Source organism: Vibrio sp. R78045 (genome assembly GCF_042466085.1).
In the GTDB taxonomy this organism is placed as follows: domain Bacteria; phylum Pseudomonadota; class Gammaproteobacteria; order Enterobacterales; family Vibrionaceae; genus Vibrio; species Vibrio cyclitrophicus.
Genome location: NZ_JAXHBS010000018.1, coordinates 1,089,099 through 1,103,745, shown reverse-complemented (window position 1 = coordinate 1,103,745; position 14,647 = coordinate 1,089,099). Strand labels below are relative to the sequence as shown.

11 protein-coding genes are annotated in these 14,647 nt (G+C 44.8%); 6 read left to right on the top strand and 5 right to left on the bottom strand.

Annotation, left to right across the window (positions count from 1 at the left end; all coding sequences use genetic code 11):
- Positions 1–375: 375 nt before the first annotated feature.
- Positions 376–4,050: an exodeoxyribonuclease V subunit beta gene (gene recB, locus SJY39_RS26785; RefSeq protein ID WP_016799451.1), complete on the top strand. Its 3,675-nt coding sequence runs from the start codon at positions 376–378 to the stop codon at positions 4,048–4,050.
- On the top strand, positions 4,047–6,287 hold the full coding sequence (gene recD / locus SJY39_RS26780; RefSeq protein ID WP_029189382.1) for an exodeoxyribonuclease V subunit alpha: 2,241 nt from the start codon (positions 4,047–4,049) through the stop codon (positions 6,285–6,287). Before recB ends, recD begins: the two co-directional genes overlap by 4 nt.
- 105 nt (positions 6,288–6,392) lie before the next feature.
- Here the strand turns inward: recD and SJY39_RS26775 are convergent, their stop codons facing one another.
- A complete protein-coding gene (locus SJY39_RS26775) occupies positions 6,393–6,584 on the bottom strand; it encodes a hypothetical protein (RefSeq protein ID WP_008223046.1) in 192 nt (63 codons plus the stop codon).
- A 279-nt stretch (positions 6,585–6,863) separates the two neighbouring features.
- Positions 6,864–8,201: an amino-acid N-acetyltransferase gene (argA, locus tag SJY39_RS26770; RefSeq protein WP_010438993.1), complete on the bottom strand. Its 1,338-nt coding sequence runs from the start codon at positions 8,199–8,201 to the stop codon at positions 6,864–6,866.
- Positions 8,202–8,362: 161 nt separating this feature from the next.
- On the opposite strand from argA, the gene SJY39_RS26765 reads away from it, so the two are divergent.
- The 4 genes from SJY39_RS26765 (at position 8,363) to csdE (ending at position 11,423) form a co-directional block, all read left to right on the top strand.
- Positions 8,363–8,836, top strand: coding sequence for a DUF2850 domain-containing protein (locus SJY39_RS26765; RefSeq protein WP_010438996.1), 474 nt, complete (start codon positions 8,363–8,365; stop codon positions 8,834–8,836).
- Between the two features lie 81 nt (positions 8,837–8,917).
- Positions 8,918–10,030, top strand: a complete 1,113-nt coding sequence (mltA, locus tag SJY39_RS26760) for a murein transglycosylase A (RefSeq protein ID WP_016784792.1) — start codon at positions 8,918–8,920, stop codon at positions 10,028–10,030.
- Between the two features lie 113 nt (positions 10,031–10,143).
- Positions 10,144–10,953 (top strand): tRNA cyclic N6-threonylcarbamoyladenosine(37) synthase TcdA, encoded by an 810-nt coding sequence (gene tcdA / locus SJY39_RS26755; protein ID WP_016768337.1) that lies wholly within the window; start codon positions 10,144–10,146, stop codon positions 10,951–10,953.
- Between the two features lie 41 nt (positions 10,954–10,994).
- On the top strand, positions 10,995–11,423 hold the full coding sequence (gene csdE, locus SJY39_RS26750) for a cysteine desulfurase sulfur acceptor subunit CsdE (RefSeq protein ID WP_016768336.1): 429 nt from the start codon (positions 10,995–10,997) through the stop codon (positions 11,421–11,423).
- A gap of 83 nt (positions 11,424–11,506) precedes the next feature.
- On the opposite strand, the gene csdA is transcribed toward csdE, so the two are convergent.
- From csdA to SJY39_RS26735, 3 genes are all read right to left on the bottom strand, one after another.
- Positions 11,507–12,718 carry a cysteine desulfurase CsdA gene (csdA, locus tag SJY39_RS26745; protein WP_010439023.1) on the bottom strand — a complete coding sequence of 404 codons (1,212 nt, stop codon included), beginning with the start codon at positions 12,716–12,718 and terminating at the stop codon, positions 11,507–11,509.
- 87 nt (positions 12,719–12,805) lie between these two features.
- Complete coding sequence (panE, locus tag SJY39_RS26740; protein WP_016768334.1) at positions 12,806–13,699, bottom strand: 2-dehydropantoate 2-reductase; 894 nt, start codon at positions 13,697–13,699, stop codon at positions 12,806–12,808.
- A gap of 110 nt (positions 13,700–13,809) precedes the next feature.
- A complete protein-coding gene (locus SJY39_RS26735; protein WP_010439030.1) occupies positions 13,810–14,601 on the bottom strand; it encodes an outer membrane protein OmpK in 792 nt (263 codons plus the stop codon).
- Between the last annotated feature and the right edge of the window lie 46 nt (positions 14,602–14,647).

Below are 14,647 nucleotides of genomic sequence, written 5' to 3'. Positions count from 1 at the left end.
TGAATAAAAGCATGGGAAATAAAGAGTTAGATGTAAACTTGGTGTGCAGGGCTTATAAAATGACGAGAGGAAGTCGTTTATGAGGAATCAAGGTACAGGAAATAAAGTGGCCGCCAGTAAATCATTATTAGTGTAGGGCGTTCGCTGTACGGCCACAGGTCAGAGGGACCATTATTCAGTGGTTCAAAGTAACGCATGAGTATAAAACTCGTAGGCGCTCCTGAACTCGTGGGCGCATAGTAGCGAGGCGATCTGAATTGATCCGTGAGAGAGATCGCACTAACTATTAACAAATTGGCGTAGGACGTAAATTGAATGACATTTTCTACGCTAGGTCACATTTGTAACAACACATTTATCAGAAGGCAGTAAGGCATGACGACTACAAGCAGTGCTCAGGTAATCGTTCCACAAACACTTGATACCATGACGTTTCCACTTCATGGCGCGCGTTTAATTGAAGCATCAGCGGGTACGGGTAAAACATTTACTATTGCTGGCTTGTATTTACGTTTACTGCTCGGGCACGGTACTGCTGCGCCGCAAGGCGATCTGACGGAAGCTACTCGACACCATGAGCCGCTGACCGTAGACCAAATTCTGGTTGTGACTTTTACTGAAGCGGCAACCGCAGAGCTACGCGATCGTATTCGTGCGCGAATCCATGATGCACGTATTGCGTTTGCTCGTGGTCAAAGTGACGACCCAGTGATTGCTCCTCTCTTACAAGCCATCGATGATCATGCTGGTGCGGCGAAAACTCTGCTCAATGCTGAAAGACAAATGGATGAAGCGGCGGTATACACCATTCACGGTTTCTGTCAGAGAATGTTGACTCAGAATGCCTTCGAGTCTGGAAGCCGCTTTGATAATGAATTTGTGACCGATGAAAGCCATCTGAAAGCACAAGTGGTTGCCGACTACTGGCGTAAACAGTTTTATCCGTTACCCATTCAACTTGCAGGTGAGGTGCGAAATATTTGGGGTTCTCCCGCTTCGTTACTTGCCGATGTAAATCGCTATCTGACGGGCTCTCCGCTGAAATTGACGGTAGATGCGATGTCGGGAGACCTGCAAACTCTGCACAATCAAAACTTAGATAAAGTGAAGCAACTTAAGGCGTTGTGGTGTGAATCCGAAGCGGACTTTTTGGCTTTGATTTCTGGATCGGATGTGAATAAGCGCAGCTACACTAAGAAGTCTTTGCCGACTTGGTTAGAAGCCGTCACAGCATGGGCGCAAAGCGACACTCATGATTACCAGTTTCCAGATAAACTAGAGAAGTTCTCACAAGCAACGTTAATTGAAAAAACACCAAAAGGCACTGCACCTCAACACGCAGTTTTCGAAGCGATTGAAGACTTCTTAAATTCTCCAGCAGATCTAAAAGCTCCTTTGCTGGCACATGCGATTATTCATTGTCGAACTATGTTGGCTAAGGCTAAACAGCAGAAGCAGTGGTTATCGTTTGATGATTTGCTGACTCAGTTATCCGCGTCAATCGATGTAGATGAGCAATCACTGCTGGTGGAGAGAATTCGCACCTTATACCCAGTAGCGATGATTGATGAATTCCAAGATACCGATCCGTTGCAATACAGTATTTTTAGCCGAATCTATTTAGATAACCCGCAATGCGGTTTGTTTATGATCGGTGATCCGAAGCAGGCAATTTACGGCTTCCGTGGTGCGGATATCTTTACCTACATTAAGGCGAGAAACCAAGTTAGTGCTCACTACACGCTGGGGACTAACTGGCGTTCGAGTGCTGACATGGTCAGTGCGGTAAACCAAGTGTTTATGAATTCGGATAGCCCGTTTATCTACGATCAAGATATTCCATTCTTACCTGTCGCAGCCAGCCCATCGGCTGACAAACGCCAGTGGGTGATGAATGGTGAAACTCAGCACGCACTCACCTTTTGGCTGCAAGAGGCTGAAGACAAGCCGTTACCAAAGGGCGAATATCACAAAGCCATGGCTGAGGCGACGGCGAGTCAAATTCAAACTATTCTGACCGCTTCTCAAAATCAACAAGCCTATTTTGATAACGGCAAAAAACAACATGCTGTGAATGCGGGTGATATTGCAGTCTTGGTTCGAACTGGTAGTGAAGGTCGCCTGATTAAGAACGCGTTGTCTGAACAAGGCATTGCAAGCGTGTATTTGTCTAACCGAGATAGCGTTTTCACCAGCTTGGTCGCACAAGATATTCAGCGTTTACTACAGGCGGTGCTGACACCTGAAAATGACCGTGCATTACGCGCCAGTTTAGCGTCGGAGTTGTTTGCTCTGGATGCCGCCTCATTGGATGAACTCAACAACGATGAAGTGGTTTGGGAAAACGTCGTTAACGAATTTCGAGAATATCGTAAGTTGTGGCTGCAACGTGGTGTGTTACCAATGCTTCGCAGTGTGATCAGTAAACGACATCTCGCGGAACGTTTACTGGAAGAAGAAAATGGTGAGCGCTCACTCACTGATTTAATGCACATTGGCGAATTGCTACAGCAAGCAAGGCAGGAACTCGACAGTGATTATGGCTTGCTGCGCTGGTTAGCAGAAGCGATTTCCGATGCTCAAAATGGTTTAGGTGGCAGTGAAGACGACATTCAACGCCTTGAATCAGAAAGAAACTTAGTTCAAATTGTTACTATTCATAAGTCGAAAGGCTTGGAATATGACCTCGTATTTTTGCCGTTCGTGGCGAGCTACCGAGAAGCGAGTGAAGGTAAATTCTACGACCATGACTCAGATACCACGGTACTTGATATTACGGGCAGTGATAGTGCTTTAGCACAAGCGGATAAAGAGCGATTGGCAGAAGATCTACGTTTGATTTACGTGGCGCTTACTCGTGCGGTTTATGGCTGTTTTATTGGTATGGCTCCTTTACGTAAAGGGCGCTCAACCAAAGAGCCGACCGGTGTTCACTTAAGTGCTATGGGCTACTTGATTCAAAACGGACAAGAGCAAGGCATTGCTGAGTTGCATCAAGCTTTGTCAGCGATTGAGGGTAAGAATTCAAGCGTATTACTGTCTGAAACTCCGACAGCTCACGAGCAAGTGTTTGTACAAACAGAGCAAGTGAGTGACGAGTTACAGGCTAACGAACTCAAGGCTTCAATTGACCGAGCTTGGCGAATCACCAGTTATTCGGGCTTAGTCAAACAGGGCAGTCACGGCGCGAGCCATGATGCGACCATTGAGGTGTCTGGTTTCGATATCGACTCAGCGGATGAACAAGACGAGTCGGAATTGATTGAACCGGAACGTTCTATATTTTCGTTCCCTCGCGGTGCTCGCCCAGGTACCTTCTTACATACCTTGTTTGAGGATGTTGAATTTACCGAGCCAGCAACCAGCGAATATAACACGCAAGTAATCACTCACTTATTAGAATCAGAGCAATACGAAATAGAGTGGTTACCTGTACTTCAACAACTTGTCGATACGGTGCTGAACACCGCGTTAGATGGTAAGGACTTAAAGCTAAGCAAGAAAGACTCAACGCAACGATTGGTCGAGATGGAGTTCTTGTTGCCGATAGAAGTGTTGGCCGCATCTGAGCTGAATCAAACCATTCAGTATCATGATCCCTTGTCGGCCAAGGCGGGCGACCTAGGTTTCCAAACCGTGCAAGGCATGCTGAAAGGCTTCATCGATTTAGTGTTTGAGCATCAAGGTAAATACTATGTACTCGACTGGAAATCGAACCATCTAGGTGATGATGTTGCCGTCTATCATGGTGAGGCATTGAAATCGGCGATGGCCGACCATCGCTATGATCTGCAATATCAAATCTATGCGTTGGCATTGCATCGCTTTTTACGCAGCCGCGTTGCTGACTACAGTTATGAGCAACATTTCGGTGGGGTTTATTACTTGTTCTTAAGAGGAATGGACGGACAATCTCAACAAGGTATTTTCTCGGCTAAACCAACCTTGGCTTTGCTCGATGAAATGGATCAATTGATTGACGGTAAAGTGATAGACAGACGTTTAGCACAATTGAATGACGATGAAACTGGACAGATGGGGCTTTTATAATGACAACGACCACTAATACCAGCATAGAGACAGCGAACTCAGTTAAGCCAGTTTCACTTATCCCTGAGCAACTCATGGATGTATTAAAGTTCCTCGCTGATAAGGGCTCAATTCGTCAGTTGGATTATCAATTTGCCCGTTTTATTGCTCAGCAAGCCGCGGCTCACTCTCAAGAAGTCGGTTTTCTCGCAGGGGTGGTGAGCCATGAATTAGGCAAGGGGCATATCTGTACTCAGCTTATACAGCAGTATACGGTAGGCCCTGAACAAACGGCGGATCTTGCTCAGTTACTTGGGTTGTACGGTGAAACGGCACTGCAACTGAATCAAAAGTTATTAGGTATTGATTGGGTGGCGGTACTTCAATCGTCAAACCTAGTTGGCACAACTAATGATTGCGTTAAGCCGCTGATGTTTGATGGACAGCGAGTTTATTTACAGCGCTATTGGAACTACGAAGTTGTGTTGGCTGAAACGTTAAACCGTTTAAGTAAGCCAGTAGAGTTCAATATTGAACAGAAGAAGGCGCTGACTGAAACGCTGAATCAGTTATTCGCACGCAGTTATCACTTTTTGTTTAACGCATTAGCCAAGGCTGGTTCGAGTCAACAAACCTCTCAGGTGTTACGCCAACAGTTGGTGTGTGACCATCTCGATATCGTTGATGAACAGGCTCTAGATTGGGGCGCGATCGACCAAGTGATTGTTCAAGCCAAGCAAGTAATGGATCTAGAGGTGTTGGATAGCCTAGTGCCGTTATCCGTCTGTTTGAACTGGCAAAAGGTCGCAGCAGCAGTGGCGTTAAGTCGTCGTTTTGCTGTGATTTCTGGTGGGCCGGGTACTGGTAAAACGACCACGGTAACCAAATTACTGTCGGCTATGGTCGAGCAATCGTTAAGCCAAGGTAAAACACCGACGATCAAGCTAGTGGCACCGACAGGTAAGGCGGCGGCACGTTTAACAGAGTCGATTGGCAAAGCGATTGAGCAGCTGCCTTTAGCGCCTGAAGTAAAAGCCAACATACCAACGGAATCGAGTACTTTACACAGATTACTCGGCGCGATCCCTAATCGAGCGGAATTTAGACACAACCGACGTAATCCACTTCACCTTGATATCTTGGTGGTGGATGAAGCTTCGATGGTCGACTTATCCATGATGTATAAGCTGGTGGATGCACTCCCTGAACACGCAAGGCTTATCTTGTTGGGGGATAAAGACCAACTCGCTTCAGTTGAAGCGGGCGCGGTGTTAGGTGATATCTGCTCGTTTAATTCAACAGGCTACAGCACAGCGCAAGGTAATTTGATTGCGGAGATGACAGGCTTTGACGCGATAGCTAATACAGGGCAGGTCAAAGCTGGATCGGTTAACCCTCCTGCGATTGCAGATAGCTTGTGTATGCTGCAGAAGAGTTATCGTTTCGATGCTCGTTCAGGTATCGGGCAGTTGGCAAAAGCAATCAATAACGGCTCTGCTAATCAGGTCGATCAAGTGTTTGCTAAAGGATTTGGAGACATTGAAAATCACCCGCTGTCGAGTGATAGCTATAACTTGATGCTGCGTACCTTAGTTAATGAGTATGGTGAGTATCTCAATAGAATGAATGTTCCTTTAAACGAGCTAGAGACTCAAGAAGCGCGAGCTAAATCGGTTCTCGATTTGTTCAGCAAATGTCGATTGCTGTGCTCCGTTCGTGAAGGCGATTTTGGTGTTAAAGGTTTGAATAACAGGATCGAAAGGGCGCTAGCAGCAAGACGTTTGGTGAATCCGCACAATGACGAATTGTGGTATCACGGGCGACCAGTAATGGTAACGCGTAATGACCATGGTTTAGGTTTATATAATGGTGATATTGGTATCTGCATGCTTGAGGCCGATTCCAGTAGTGCTTCTTATGATATTTCCCATTCAATAGCTGCGAGTTCTGCGCCTAGATTGAAGGTGTATTTTGAATTGCCGGATGGCAGCGTGAAAGCGGTGCTTCCAAGCCGAGTTCCCGATCATGAAACGGCTTATGCGATGACGATTCACAAATCTCAGGGTAGCGAATTTGATTTGACCTTAATGATCCTGCCGCCAGATTTTAGCCCCATTCTAACGCGAGAGCTTATCTATACCGGTATTACGCGTGCAAAGAAACGATTGATGATGTTCAGTGATACCAATGTACTAAAACGTGGTATTAAAGTGAAAACAGAGCGAGTTAGCGGTTTAGGAAGTCGTTTAACCGGCTAATGAGTTGTTCACTTTAACTGTTAGTGGGTTCTAGTGAGGGGTAACGCAGCTAAATGGCTAAAAGGTAGTACATAAAGCAACCATCCCTGGTCGCTTTGAGCGTTATTAAGAATCTGTTCCTAAAAACGCTCGAGTAAATGATATATGGTTTATCTTGTATTTGGCTTGGCAGTTCAAGATAAACTCTTTTAGATTCTCGCTCACAGGGAAAACGCAGTGTACGTCTAAACCTTCTAAGAATTGGTTATCAGCCATATCCCAAAAACTTTGCAGCGAATTACAAACAATGGTTCTCATATCAATGTTGCTCTTTTTGCTGTTTATATTAACGCTCAACATATTGATGTCGTGCTAAACGTTAACGGGGATAGCAATCCGTGCAGTGACCTCCTCAATGTTACAGGTTCAAACATTGGGGGTATTCCAATAAAAACGTTTGTTTATATCCATAAAACGTGCAAATTCTATACAATTATTGGTGTGAGTTAAAGTGCATACTTGATAAAACTCATATAGTAAACGATTACATTTGCAATTATTTTTGGAACAAAGTGAGATTTCGATCTAAATTTTTAATTATACGTTCAATGCTAAGATTTTTGAATTTCGTTGATAGTTATAAAGCCCCTGCTTTTCCATCGGTAATTCATCAACCCCAATCTCGTAAAACCCTTGTTCGCGGAACCAATGAAGGCTGTGCGTGGTAAGAACAAATATCTGGTCGATATCTCGAGACTTGGATTGGTGACGCATGTAATCCAGTAGCAATTGACCACGGTTCCCATCTCGATAATCAGAGTGGATAGCGACGCACGCCATCTCTGCCATGTGATCTTCTGGATACGCATAAAGCGCAGCGCACCCAATAATAAGCCCGTCTTTTTCAATAATGGTAAAGCGATGGATCTCCTGTTCTAACTGCTCTCTTGAGCGACGAACTAAGATACCCTGTTCTTCCAGGGGCCGAATGAGATCAAATATGCCACCAATATCATCAATCTGAGCTTGTCTTACTTGCTCAGCACTTGCCATCACGACTTGGGTACCAATACCGTCAAAAGAGAACAGCTCTTGGATTAACGCGCCATCGACCTTGTAACTGATTAAGTGGCAACGTGGAACACCGGCTCGACAAGCGGAGATAGCACCTTTTAGGAAGCGTAGTGTTCCCGTGCTCATATCTTCGGTCGGATTCTGAGACTCCGTTAAGCGTTCTAGGATTTGTTTAGCGTCTTTAGGGAACAGTTCGGCGAGTACATTACCGCTTTCGTCGGTTACCCCTTGTTCGGAGCAAAATCCAATCAGCTTGTCTGCCTTTAAGCGAATCGCGACTTGTGTTGCGACTTCTTCAGAAAGCAGGTTAAAACTTTCTCCTGTCACGGAGCTAGCAATTGGACCTAACAGGACAATAGAGCCTTGATCAAGTGTGCGATTAATCCCTTCGATATCGATTCGACGAATACGTCCGCTGTGGCAATAATCCGTACCGTCATCTACGCCTAGCGGCTGAGCCGTAATGAAGTTACCACTCATCACATTCAGTTGAGTGCCTGCCATTGGGGTGTTATTAAGGCTCATCGAAAGACGAGCTGTAATAGCCAGCTGTAATTGACCTGCGGCTTGCATCGCTACCCCTAAAGAATATTCGTCAGTGACTCTAATGTTCTTATGGTAAGGCGTATGGCAATCTTGCTTTGCTAGCAGCTGATTTATCTGTGGTCTTGCCCCGTGAACGAGAACAATCTTGACTCCTAGGCTGTGGAGTAGGGCTATATCACTAATAATGTTGCCGAAATTTTTGTCAGCAACAGCTTCGCCTCCTAGCATAATGACCATGGTTTTGCCACGGTGAGCATTTACGTAAGGTGTTGATTGTCTGAAGCCTTTTACTAGCGCTGTACTTCTTAATTTCACAGAACAAGTCCATTTTGTTTATTTATTCGCTAATTTAGCATTTAAATTCAAATTTAAACAACATGTTTTTGGAATAAAGCGCAAACTATTCTCATCGAGACTTCATTATACAAACGGTCTCAGTGTAGAATATATACAGCATCTTTATGAGTAGTAACCGAATGCAGCAAGCGCCAGCAAGAAAGAACAAGATCGATGAGATAACGGAAAACCTTTACAGCGAAGCAGAACAACGCAATCAGTCTAAATTGAAGCGTAAGATCATCGAACGTTGCTTGATGGTATTGGCCCTAGTGGGTTCATTTGCTGTGGTTTCTTTATTCAGCGATGTGCTTTCACGAGTACAAGATGCAGCAACGCCTGACCACTTGTTGTATGGCACTTGGGTAGAGCAGGACGTTGCACATTATGTAACGGACGAATTTGTGCTCAATGCCAATGGTGTGTCAGTACGAGGATCTGTTGTGTCGACTAGTTTTGATTTCGATGGGAACTACTTCGAATATAAGACGGGAGATAGAGCCTATCGTTTTCGTATCACTAACTCTGACAACACAGAGATGGTGCTCGATTCAGACGCTCACTATAATCCTGTCTTCCGTCTTAAGGGACATATGGTTAATTCAGTTCGATAGGTTATCTTACTGTAAACTCTTACAATCTAAGATTGTGTTATCTGACCGTTTTTGTCATCCTCGATGCATAGAATTTTTAGGATGACTCTTGTGATTAAAAAATGGCTTCCCCTTGTTGCTGCCTCTTTACTATTTGGCTGTGCTCAACCCACCGATCGTGCTCAACAACACTTTGATGATGAATTTCCTCGTACCTTAAATAAGGTCGATCAGGTTGAATCCAACAAACCAAGAGACTACACCGCATTTGCAGAACAAGCTGAGATGGTGGTTTCTAAATCTCCTTCAATGGCTAAGATCTATGAACCGTTGTATCAGCAACTCAATGAGTGGGCGATGCTGAGTGGCGATCCTAGCGAATTAGCTAATTTCGGTGTTCAAACCGCTCAACTTGGTGGTGGCGATAAGCAAGGTAATGTTTTGTTTACTGGTTACTTTTCTCCAGTCATAGAATTACGCCATGAAGCGAACGAAGAATATCAATTTCCTGTCTATGGGCTCCCTGATTGCGGTAAAGAGTGTCCCACTCGCGAAGAAATCTACAATGGTGCGTTGGATGGGCAAGGCCTTGAACTTGGCTATGCAGCAAACCGTATCGACCCGTTTATGATGGAAGTGCAAGGTAGTGGCTTTGTGCATTTTGGTGACGACGACACGCTCAAGTACTTTGCTTATGCAGGAAAGAACAACAAAGCTTATGTGAGTATTGGTCGTGTATTGATCGATAGAGGCTTGGTTCCTCGTGAAAAAATGTCACTGAAAGCAATCAAAGAGTGGGTATTGGCGAATGAGCCTGAAGTGGTAAAAGAGCTACTTGAACAAAACCCTTCTTTTGTATTCTTTAGTTCTAGAGCAGATTTGTCGGTAATGGGAAGTGCTGGTATTCCATTGTTACCAATGGCTGCCGTTGCTGGAGATCGTTCGATATTACCTATGGGTACACCTATTTTGGCTGAGGTTCCATTGTTGAATGCCGATGGCACGTGGAGCGGCGCGCACCAACTAAGATTGTTACTGGTTTTGGATACGGGCGGCGCAGTTAAGCAGAACCATTTAGATCTCTACCATGGTATGGGGCCAAGAGCGGGTACTGAAGCGGGTCACTATAAGCACTTTGGTCGTGTATGGAAACTTGGCCTAGATGGCTCTGCAACCGAAGCGCCTTGGGCTTTGCCTCCTGAGAAGTTTGAGTAAACGACGATAAAATAGGGCATTGAAAGCGAATCGCTAATCCCCTAGACTTTTAATTCAAGAGTGCGTATAAAACGCACTCTTTTCTTTTTCTCAGAAATAAATTGGCGGCAATAATGCGTGAATTGACCACACCAGCTTCAGAAAACTATGACCAACGATTTGGTGGCACTCGCCGTCTGTATGGCAATAGTGAAGTCGACATACTTAGAGCGGCACATGTGTGTGTGATCGGTATTGGTGGCGTCGGTTCATGGGCGGTTGAAGCGCTTGCACGTACTGGTTTAGGTGAGCTAACGTTGATCGATATGGATGACGTGTGCGTGACTAACATTAACCGTCAGATCCACGCTATGTCGGGTACGGTTGGCAAGAGCAAAATCGAAGTGATGGCTGAGCGCGTTAAGTTGATTAACCCTGAGTGTAAAGTGAACCTGATTGATGACTTTATTGGTCCTGACAATCAGGCTGAGTATTTGTCGAAAGAGTTCGATTTTGTTCTCGATGCGATTGATAGCATGAAAGCTAAAGCTTCGCTGTTGGCGTATTGTCGTAGTAACAAAATCAAAGTGATCACCACGGGTGGTGCGGGTGGCCAAGTCGACCCAACTCAAATCAAAGTGGCTGATCTGACTAAGACGATTCAAGACCCGTTAGCGAAGAAATTGAAAGACACATTACGTCGTCATCACAATTTCCCTAAGAACCCAGCACGTAAGTTTGGCATCGATTGTGTGTTCTCGACTGAGCAACTTAAATACCCTCAAGCTGACGGCAGTGTATGTGCTGCGAAAGCGACCGCAGAAGGGCCAAAACGAATGGATTGTGCGACAGGTTTTGGCGCAGCAACGGTGGTAACGGCTACGTTTGGTTTTGTGGCGGTTTCACGTATCGTAGAAAAGATCGTTCAAAAGCATACTAAGTAACTCGTTACTTTGAGCTTACTAAGAATTTACTGGATATAAAAATGACGTCATTTCCAAGTTCTCCATTCGGCCAAGAAATTACCAGTGATGATATTGTCGCAAAGATGCAGACTTTCAGCGGTTGGGAAGACCGTTATCGTCAAGTGATTCAATGGGGAAAGAAACTGCCAACCATGCCTGACGAGCTGAAAAATGAGCAGGTTGTTGTTTCTGGTTGTGAAAGCCAAGTCTGGCTAGTTTCTCAGAACATCGACGGTGTTTGGTACTTTTGTGCTGATTCTGATGCTCGTATCGTTCGCGGCCTTATCGCATTAGTGATGTCTGCTTTTGATGGAAAAACATCAGCACAGATACAATCGTTCGATATTGATAGTTACTTTGAAAACATCGGTCTAATTACTCATCTAAGCCCATCTCGCGGTAATGGATTAAAAGCGATTGTTGCTCAAATCCAAGAGCTAAGTGCTTAGCATCTCTTAGATACACAGAAACAAAAAGGGTTGGCGCTAAACGCCAACCCTAAATAATTTCGCTACTCGTTATTCTTTACTATCTATAGCATATCAACGGCTTTTTCTATCGCCGCAACGAGCTTTTCAACATCATCCATGTTGTTGTAAATACCAAATGAAACTCGAACCGTTCCTTTTACATTAAGCGCATCCATCAATGGGTGAGCACAATGATGTCCTGCTCGAACCGCAATACCTTGTTGATCCAACAGTGTCGCAATATCTTGATGGTGAACACCGTCCATCACAAAAGTAATCACACTTGAATTGGGTTTGTAGCCAAGAACCTGGATATCATCCAATTGGTTGAGTGCTTGGTAGGTTTTCTGTTGTAGCTGGTGGATGTGAGTTTCCACATCGTGCTGCTCAAACTTATGTAACCACTCTATCGCTGTACGTAATGCGATGGCTCCCGCCACGTTTGGCGTGCCAGCTTCAAATTTACCAGGCAGTTCAGAAAATGTGGTGCCAGAGAAAGAGACGCGCTCGACCATTTTGCCACCACCATGCCAAGGTGGCATTACTTCGAGCAATTCAAGTTTGCCATAAAGGACACCGATACCTGCAGGGGCATAGAGCTTGTGCCCTGAGAAAACATAGAAATCCGCATCTAAAGAAGAAACATCAACTGGCTCATGAACGATGCCTTGTGCGCCATCGACCACAACAATCGCATTCTTCATGTGGGCTTTTTCTATGACAGCTTTAATCGGCTGACGAGAACCGGTAACGTTGGTTATCTGAGCTAATGCAACAATTTTGGTCTTATCATTAAGCAGATGATCAAAAGCTTGTAGATCAAATTCACAATCTGATGTCATCGGTACTTTAACGACTCTAGCGCCGGTTTGTTCTGCCACAATTTGCCAAGGTACAATGTTGGCGTGATGCTCCATTTCGCTAACCAAGATCTCATCGCCGGGCTGAAGCGTGCTTCTTGCGTAGGTTTGAGCAATTAGGTTGAGCGCTTCGGTGGCACCGCGAGTCCAGATGATCTCTTTTGACGATGTCGCGCCAATAAACTGAGCGACCTTATCTCTTGCTGCTTCAAACTGACTGGTCGCGTTCGCTGTTAAGCTGTGGCTACCACGATGAACATTGGCATTTTGCTTGGAGTAATACTGGCTAATGGCATCAATAACCACCTGAGGTTTTTGTGTCGTTGCCGCGCTGTCTAAGTAAATCAACGGTTGTTGGTTGATGGTTTGTGATAGCGCAGGAAACTGCTCTCGGATGTGATTGATATCAAGCATCTATTTTTACCTAAAATCTTGGAAATTGGTGCTAGCGTTATGCTGAGCGGTATCGTTATTTTATCGCGACTTGTGAACGGTTGCTGACTAATCTTGCTGATTCCAACTATTTTCTCGTTCTTTAACCTGATCGAAGAGCTTTTGGTTAACAGGAACATCTATCTGATGCTTAAGTGCCGTCTTTATTAGGTGTCCGGTAATGAAGTCGATCTCTGTCTTTCGTTGGTAAAACATATCTTGCTTCATTGAAGAGTTGTTCTTTGCTGTCGCTTGAATAACCTTGTTGACACTTGTCTCTAATTCGTCGAATGAACAAGTAATGCCTTCTGCCAGCATCACTTGTGTGATTTCTCTAATTATAGAACTCAAAACTTCGCTAAATCTTTGGTCAACAAGCTCTCCGTTTGTGATTTGTTCCAGCCCAGTCAATGGGTTGATGGCACAATTGATGGCGAGCTTAGTCCATAGCGCTGTTTTTATCTCTGGGTTCCAACTTACAGTAGGTAAGGCATGTTCCAACACATCGACTAAAAAAGTGCACTGTTGACCCTTGAGGTTAAAAGTCCCCAATTGTGTTTGGCCGATTCCTGTGTGAGATACATTATTGCGGTCGGGTTTGAATGCAGCTTGGGTGGTAGTCGCCAATACTACTGGGTGAGCATCAATTTGAGTTGCTATCTGATCGACCGCACCCATTCCGTTGTGCAGGAACATGAGAATGGTGTCGGGATCGAGGTGTTGAAGTAGCGGAGTGGTTGCTTCTTCTACTTGCCAAGCTTTGACCGTGAAGATGACTAAATCACTTTCAGATAGCTTTTCGATATTGTGATTACTGAAGGAAAGAGAAGCTTGCTCATCCAATGATAGTTCCATTGAGTTGTTAGCAGAGCGGCCCCACAAAGAGACATTATGACCCGCTTGAAGTAGTTTTATCGCCCACAAAGAGCCAATAGCCCCAGGCCCAACAATAGTAATGTTCACAGCAATACCGAGATAAGAAAGTGGTGCTGCAAGGATAGCGAGGCATTAAATGAAAGCAATAAAAAATGGCACCCGAGGGTGCCATTTAGGAAACTTTCTTAGAAGTTCGATTAGAACTTGTAAGTTACCGCTACGTAGTGACCGAAGCCTGTCGTTTTACCTGCTAGGCCGTCATCTTTAAGACCGTAAACGTCTTTGTAGCCTTTAAGGCCGTAACCAACAGCAAAGCGATCTGAGTGCCAGTAAAGGCCGTTGAACATAACGCCACCATTTGATGTATTCAACGCTTTGTTATCATCATCCATGCCGAATTGGTAATCGATGTAACCTTGGTAAGAGATGAATGAACCATTCTCGAAGAAGTAGAATGGTTTGAACCAGTTAGTCGAGATTTGGTAGCCGTTCCAATCTTTGTTGTTTGAATCGTATGTACCGTATAGGTTTAGGCCAATTTTGCCCAACCAAGGAACCATCACGTCAGAGCCAAGACCAACTTTTTGAGTGTTAACGCCAGAGTTTCCGCCCCATTCCATAAGTGTAGAAACATAAAGCTCTTGGACTGGACCGAAAGATAGATCTTTGCCAGTTAGGCCGTCAAGAGACATACGTGGCGCAAACTTCATAAAGATTTTTTCTTGGCCATCTTTATCACTGCCTGGATCAGAAGTTAGGTTGAATACATCAACGTAACCGTATAGGTCGAAGATTCCAGAGCGACCACCAAATTCCATCTCTAGGTAATCATGAGTTGATTCGCCTGGAAGTTCATCAATAGCACCCATAAGGTTGAACTGCATCCATTTGTAATCGTTCTTATGGATGTCGCCGTCAGAATAATCAGCCGCCATTACTGGAGCAGATGCTGCTGCAAGTAGGCCAAGAGTTAAAAGTGATTTACGCATAATGGAACTCTCTATGTTTGAAATAAGTAACCCGCTAATCCGTGCG

Excerpts from the sequence above, each read along its gene's own strand:
- SJY39_RS26775 (WP_008223046.1), bottom strand. The coding sequence starts at position 6,584 with ATGAGAACCATTGTTTGTAATTCGCTGCAAAGTTTTTGGGATATGGCT.
- tcdA (WP_016768337.1), top strand. The coding sequence starts at position 10,144 with ATGCGTGAATTGACCACACCAGCTTCAGAAAACTATGACCAACGATTT.
- csdA (WP_010439023.1), bottom strand. The coding sequence starts at position 12,718 with ATGCTTGATATCAATCACATCCGAGAGCAGTTTCCTGCGCTATCACAA.
- recB (WP_016799451.1), top strand. The coding sequence starts at position 376 with ATGACGACTACAAGCAGTGCTCAGGTAATCGTTCCACAAACACTTGAT.
- csdE (WP_016768336.1), top strand. The coding sequence starts at position 10,995 with ATGACGTCATTTCCAAGTTCTCCATTCGGCCAAGAAATTACCAGTGAT.
- SJY39_RS26735 (WP_010439030.1), bottom strand. The coding sequence starts at position 14,601 with ATGCGTAAATCACTTTTAACTCTTGGCCTACTTGCAGCAGCATCTGCT.
- SJY39_RS26765 (WP_010438996.1), top strand. The coding sequence starts at position 8,363 with ATGCAGCAAGCGCCAGCAAGAAAGAACAAGATCGATGAGATAACGGAA.
- mltA (WP_016784792.1), top strand. The coding sequence starts at position 8,918 with ATGACTCTTGTGATTAAAAAATGGCTTCCCCTTGTTGCTGCCTCTTTA.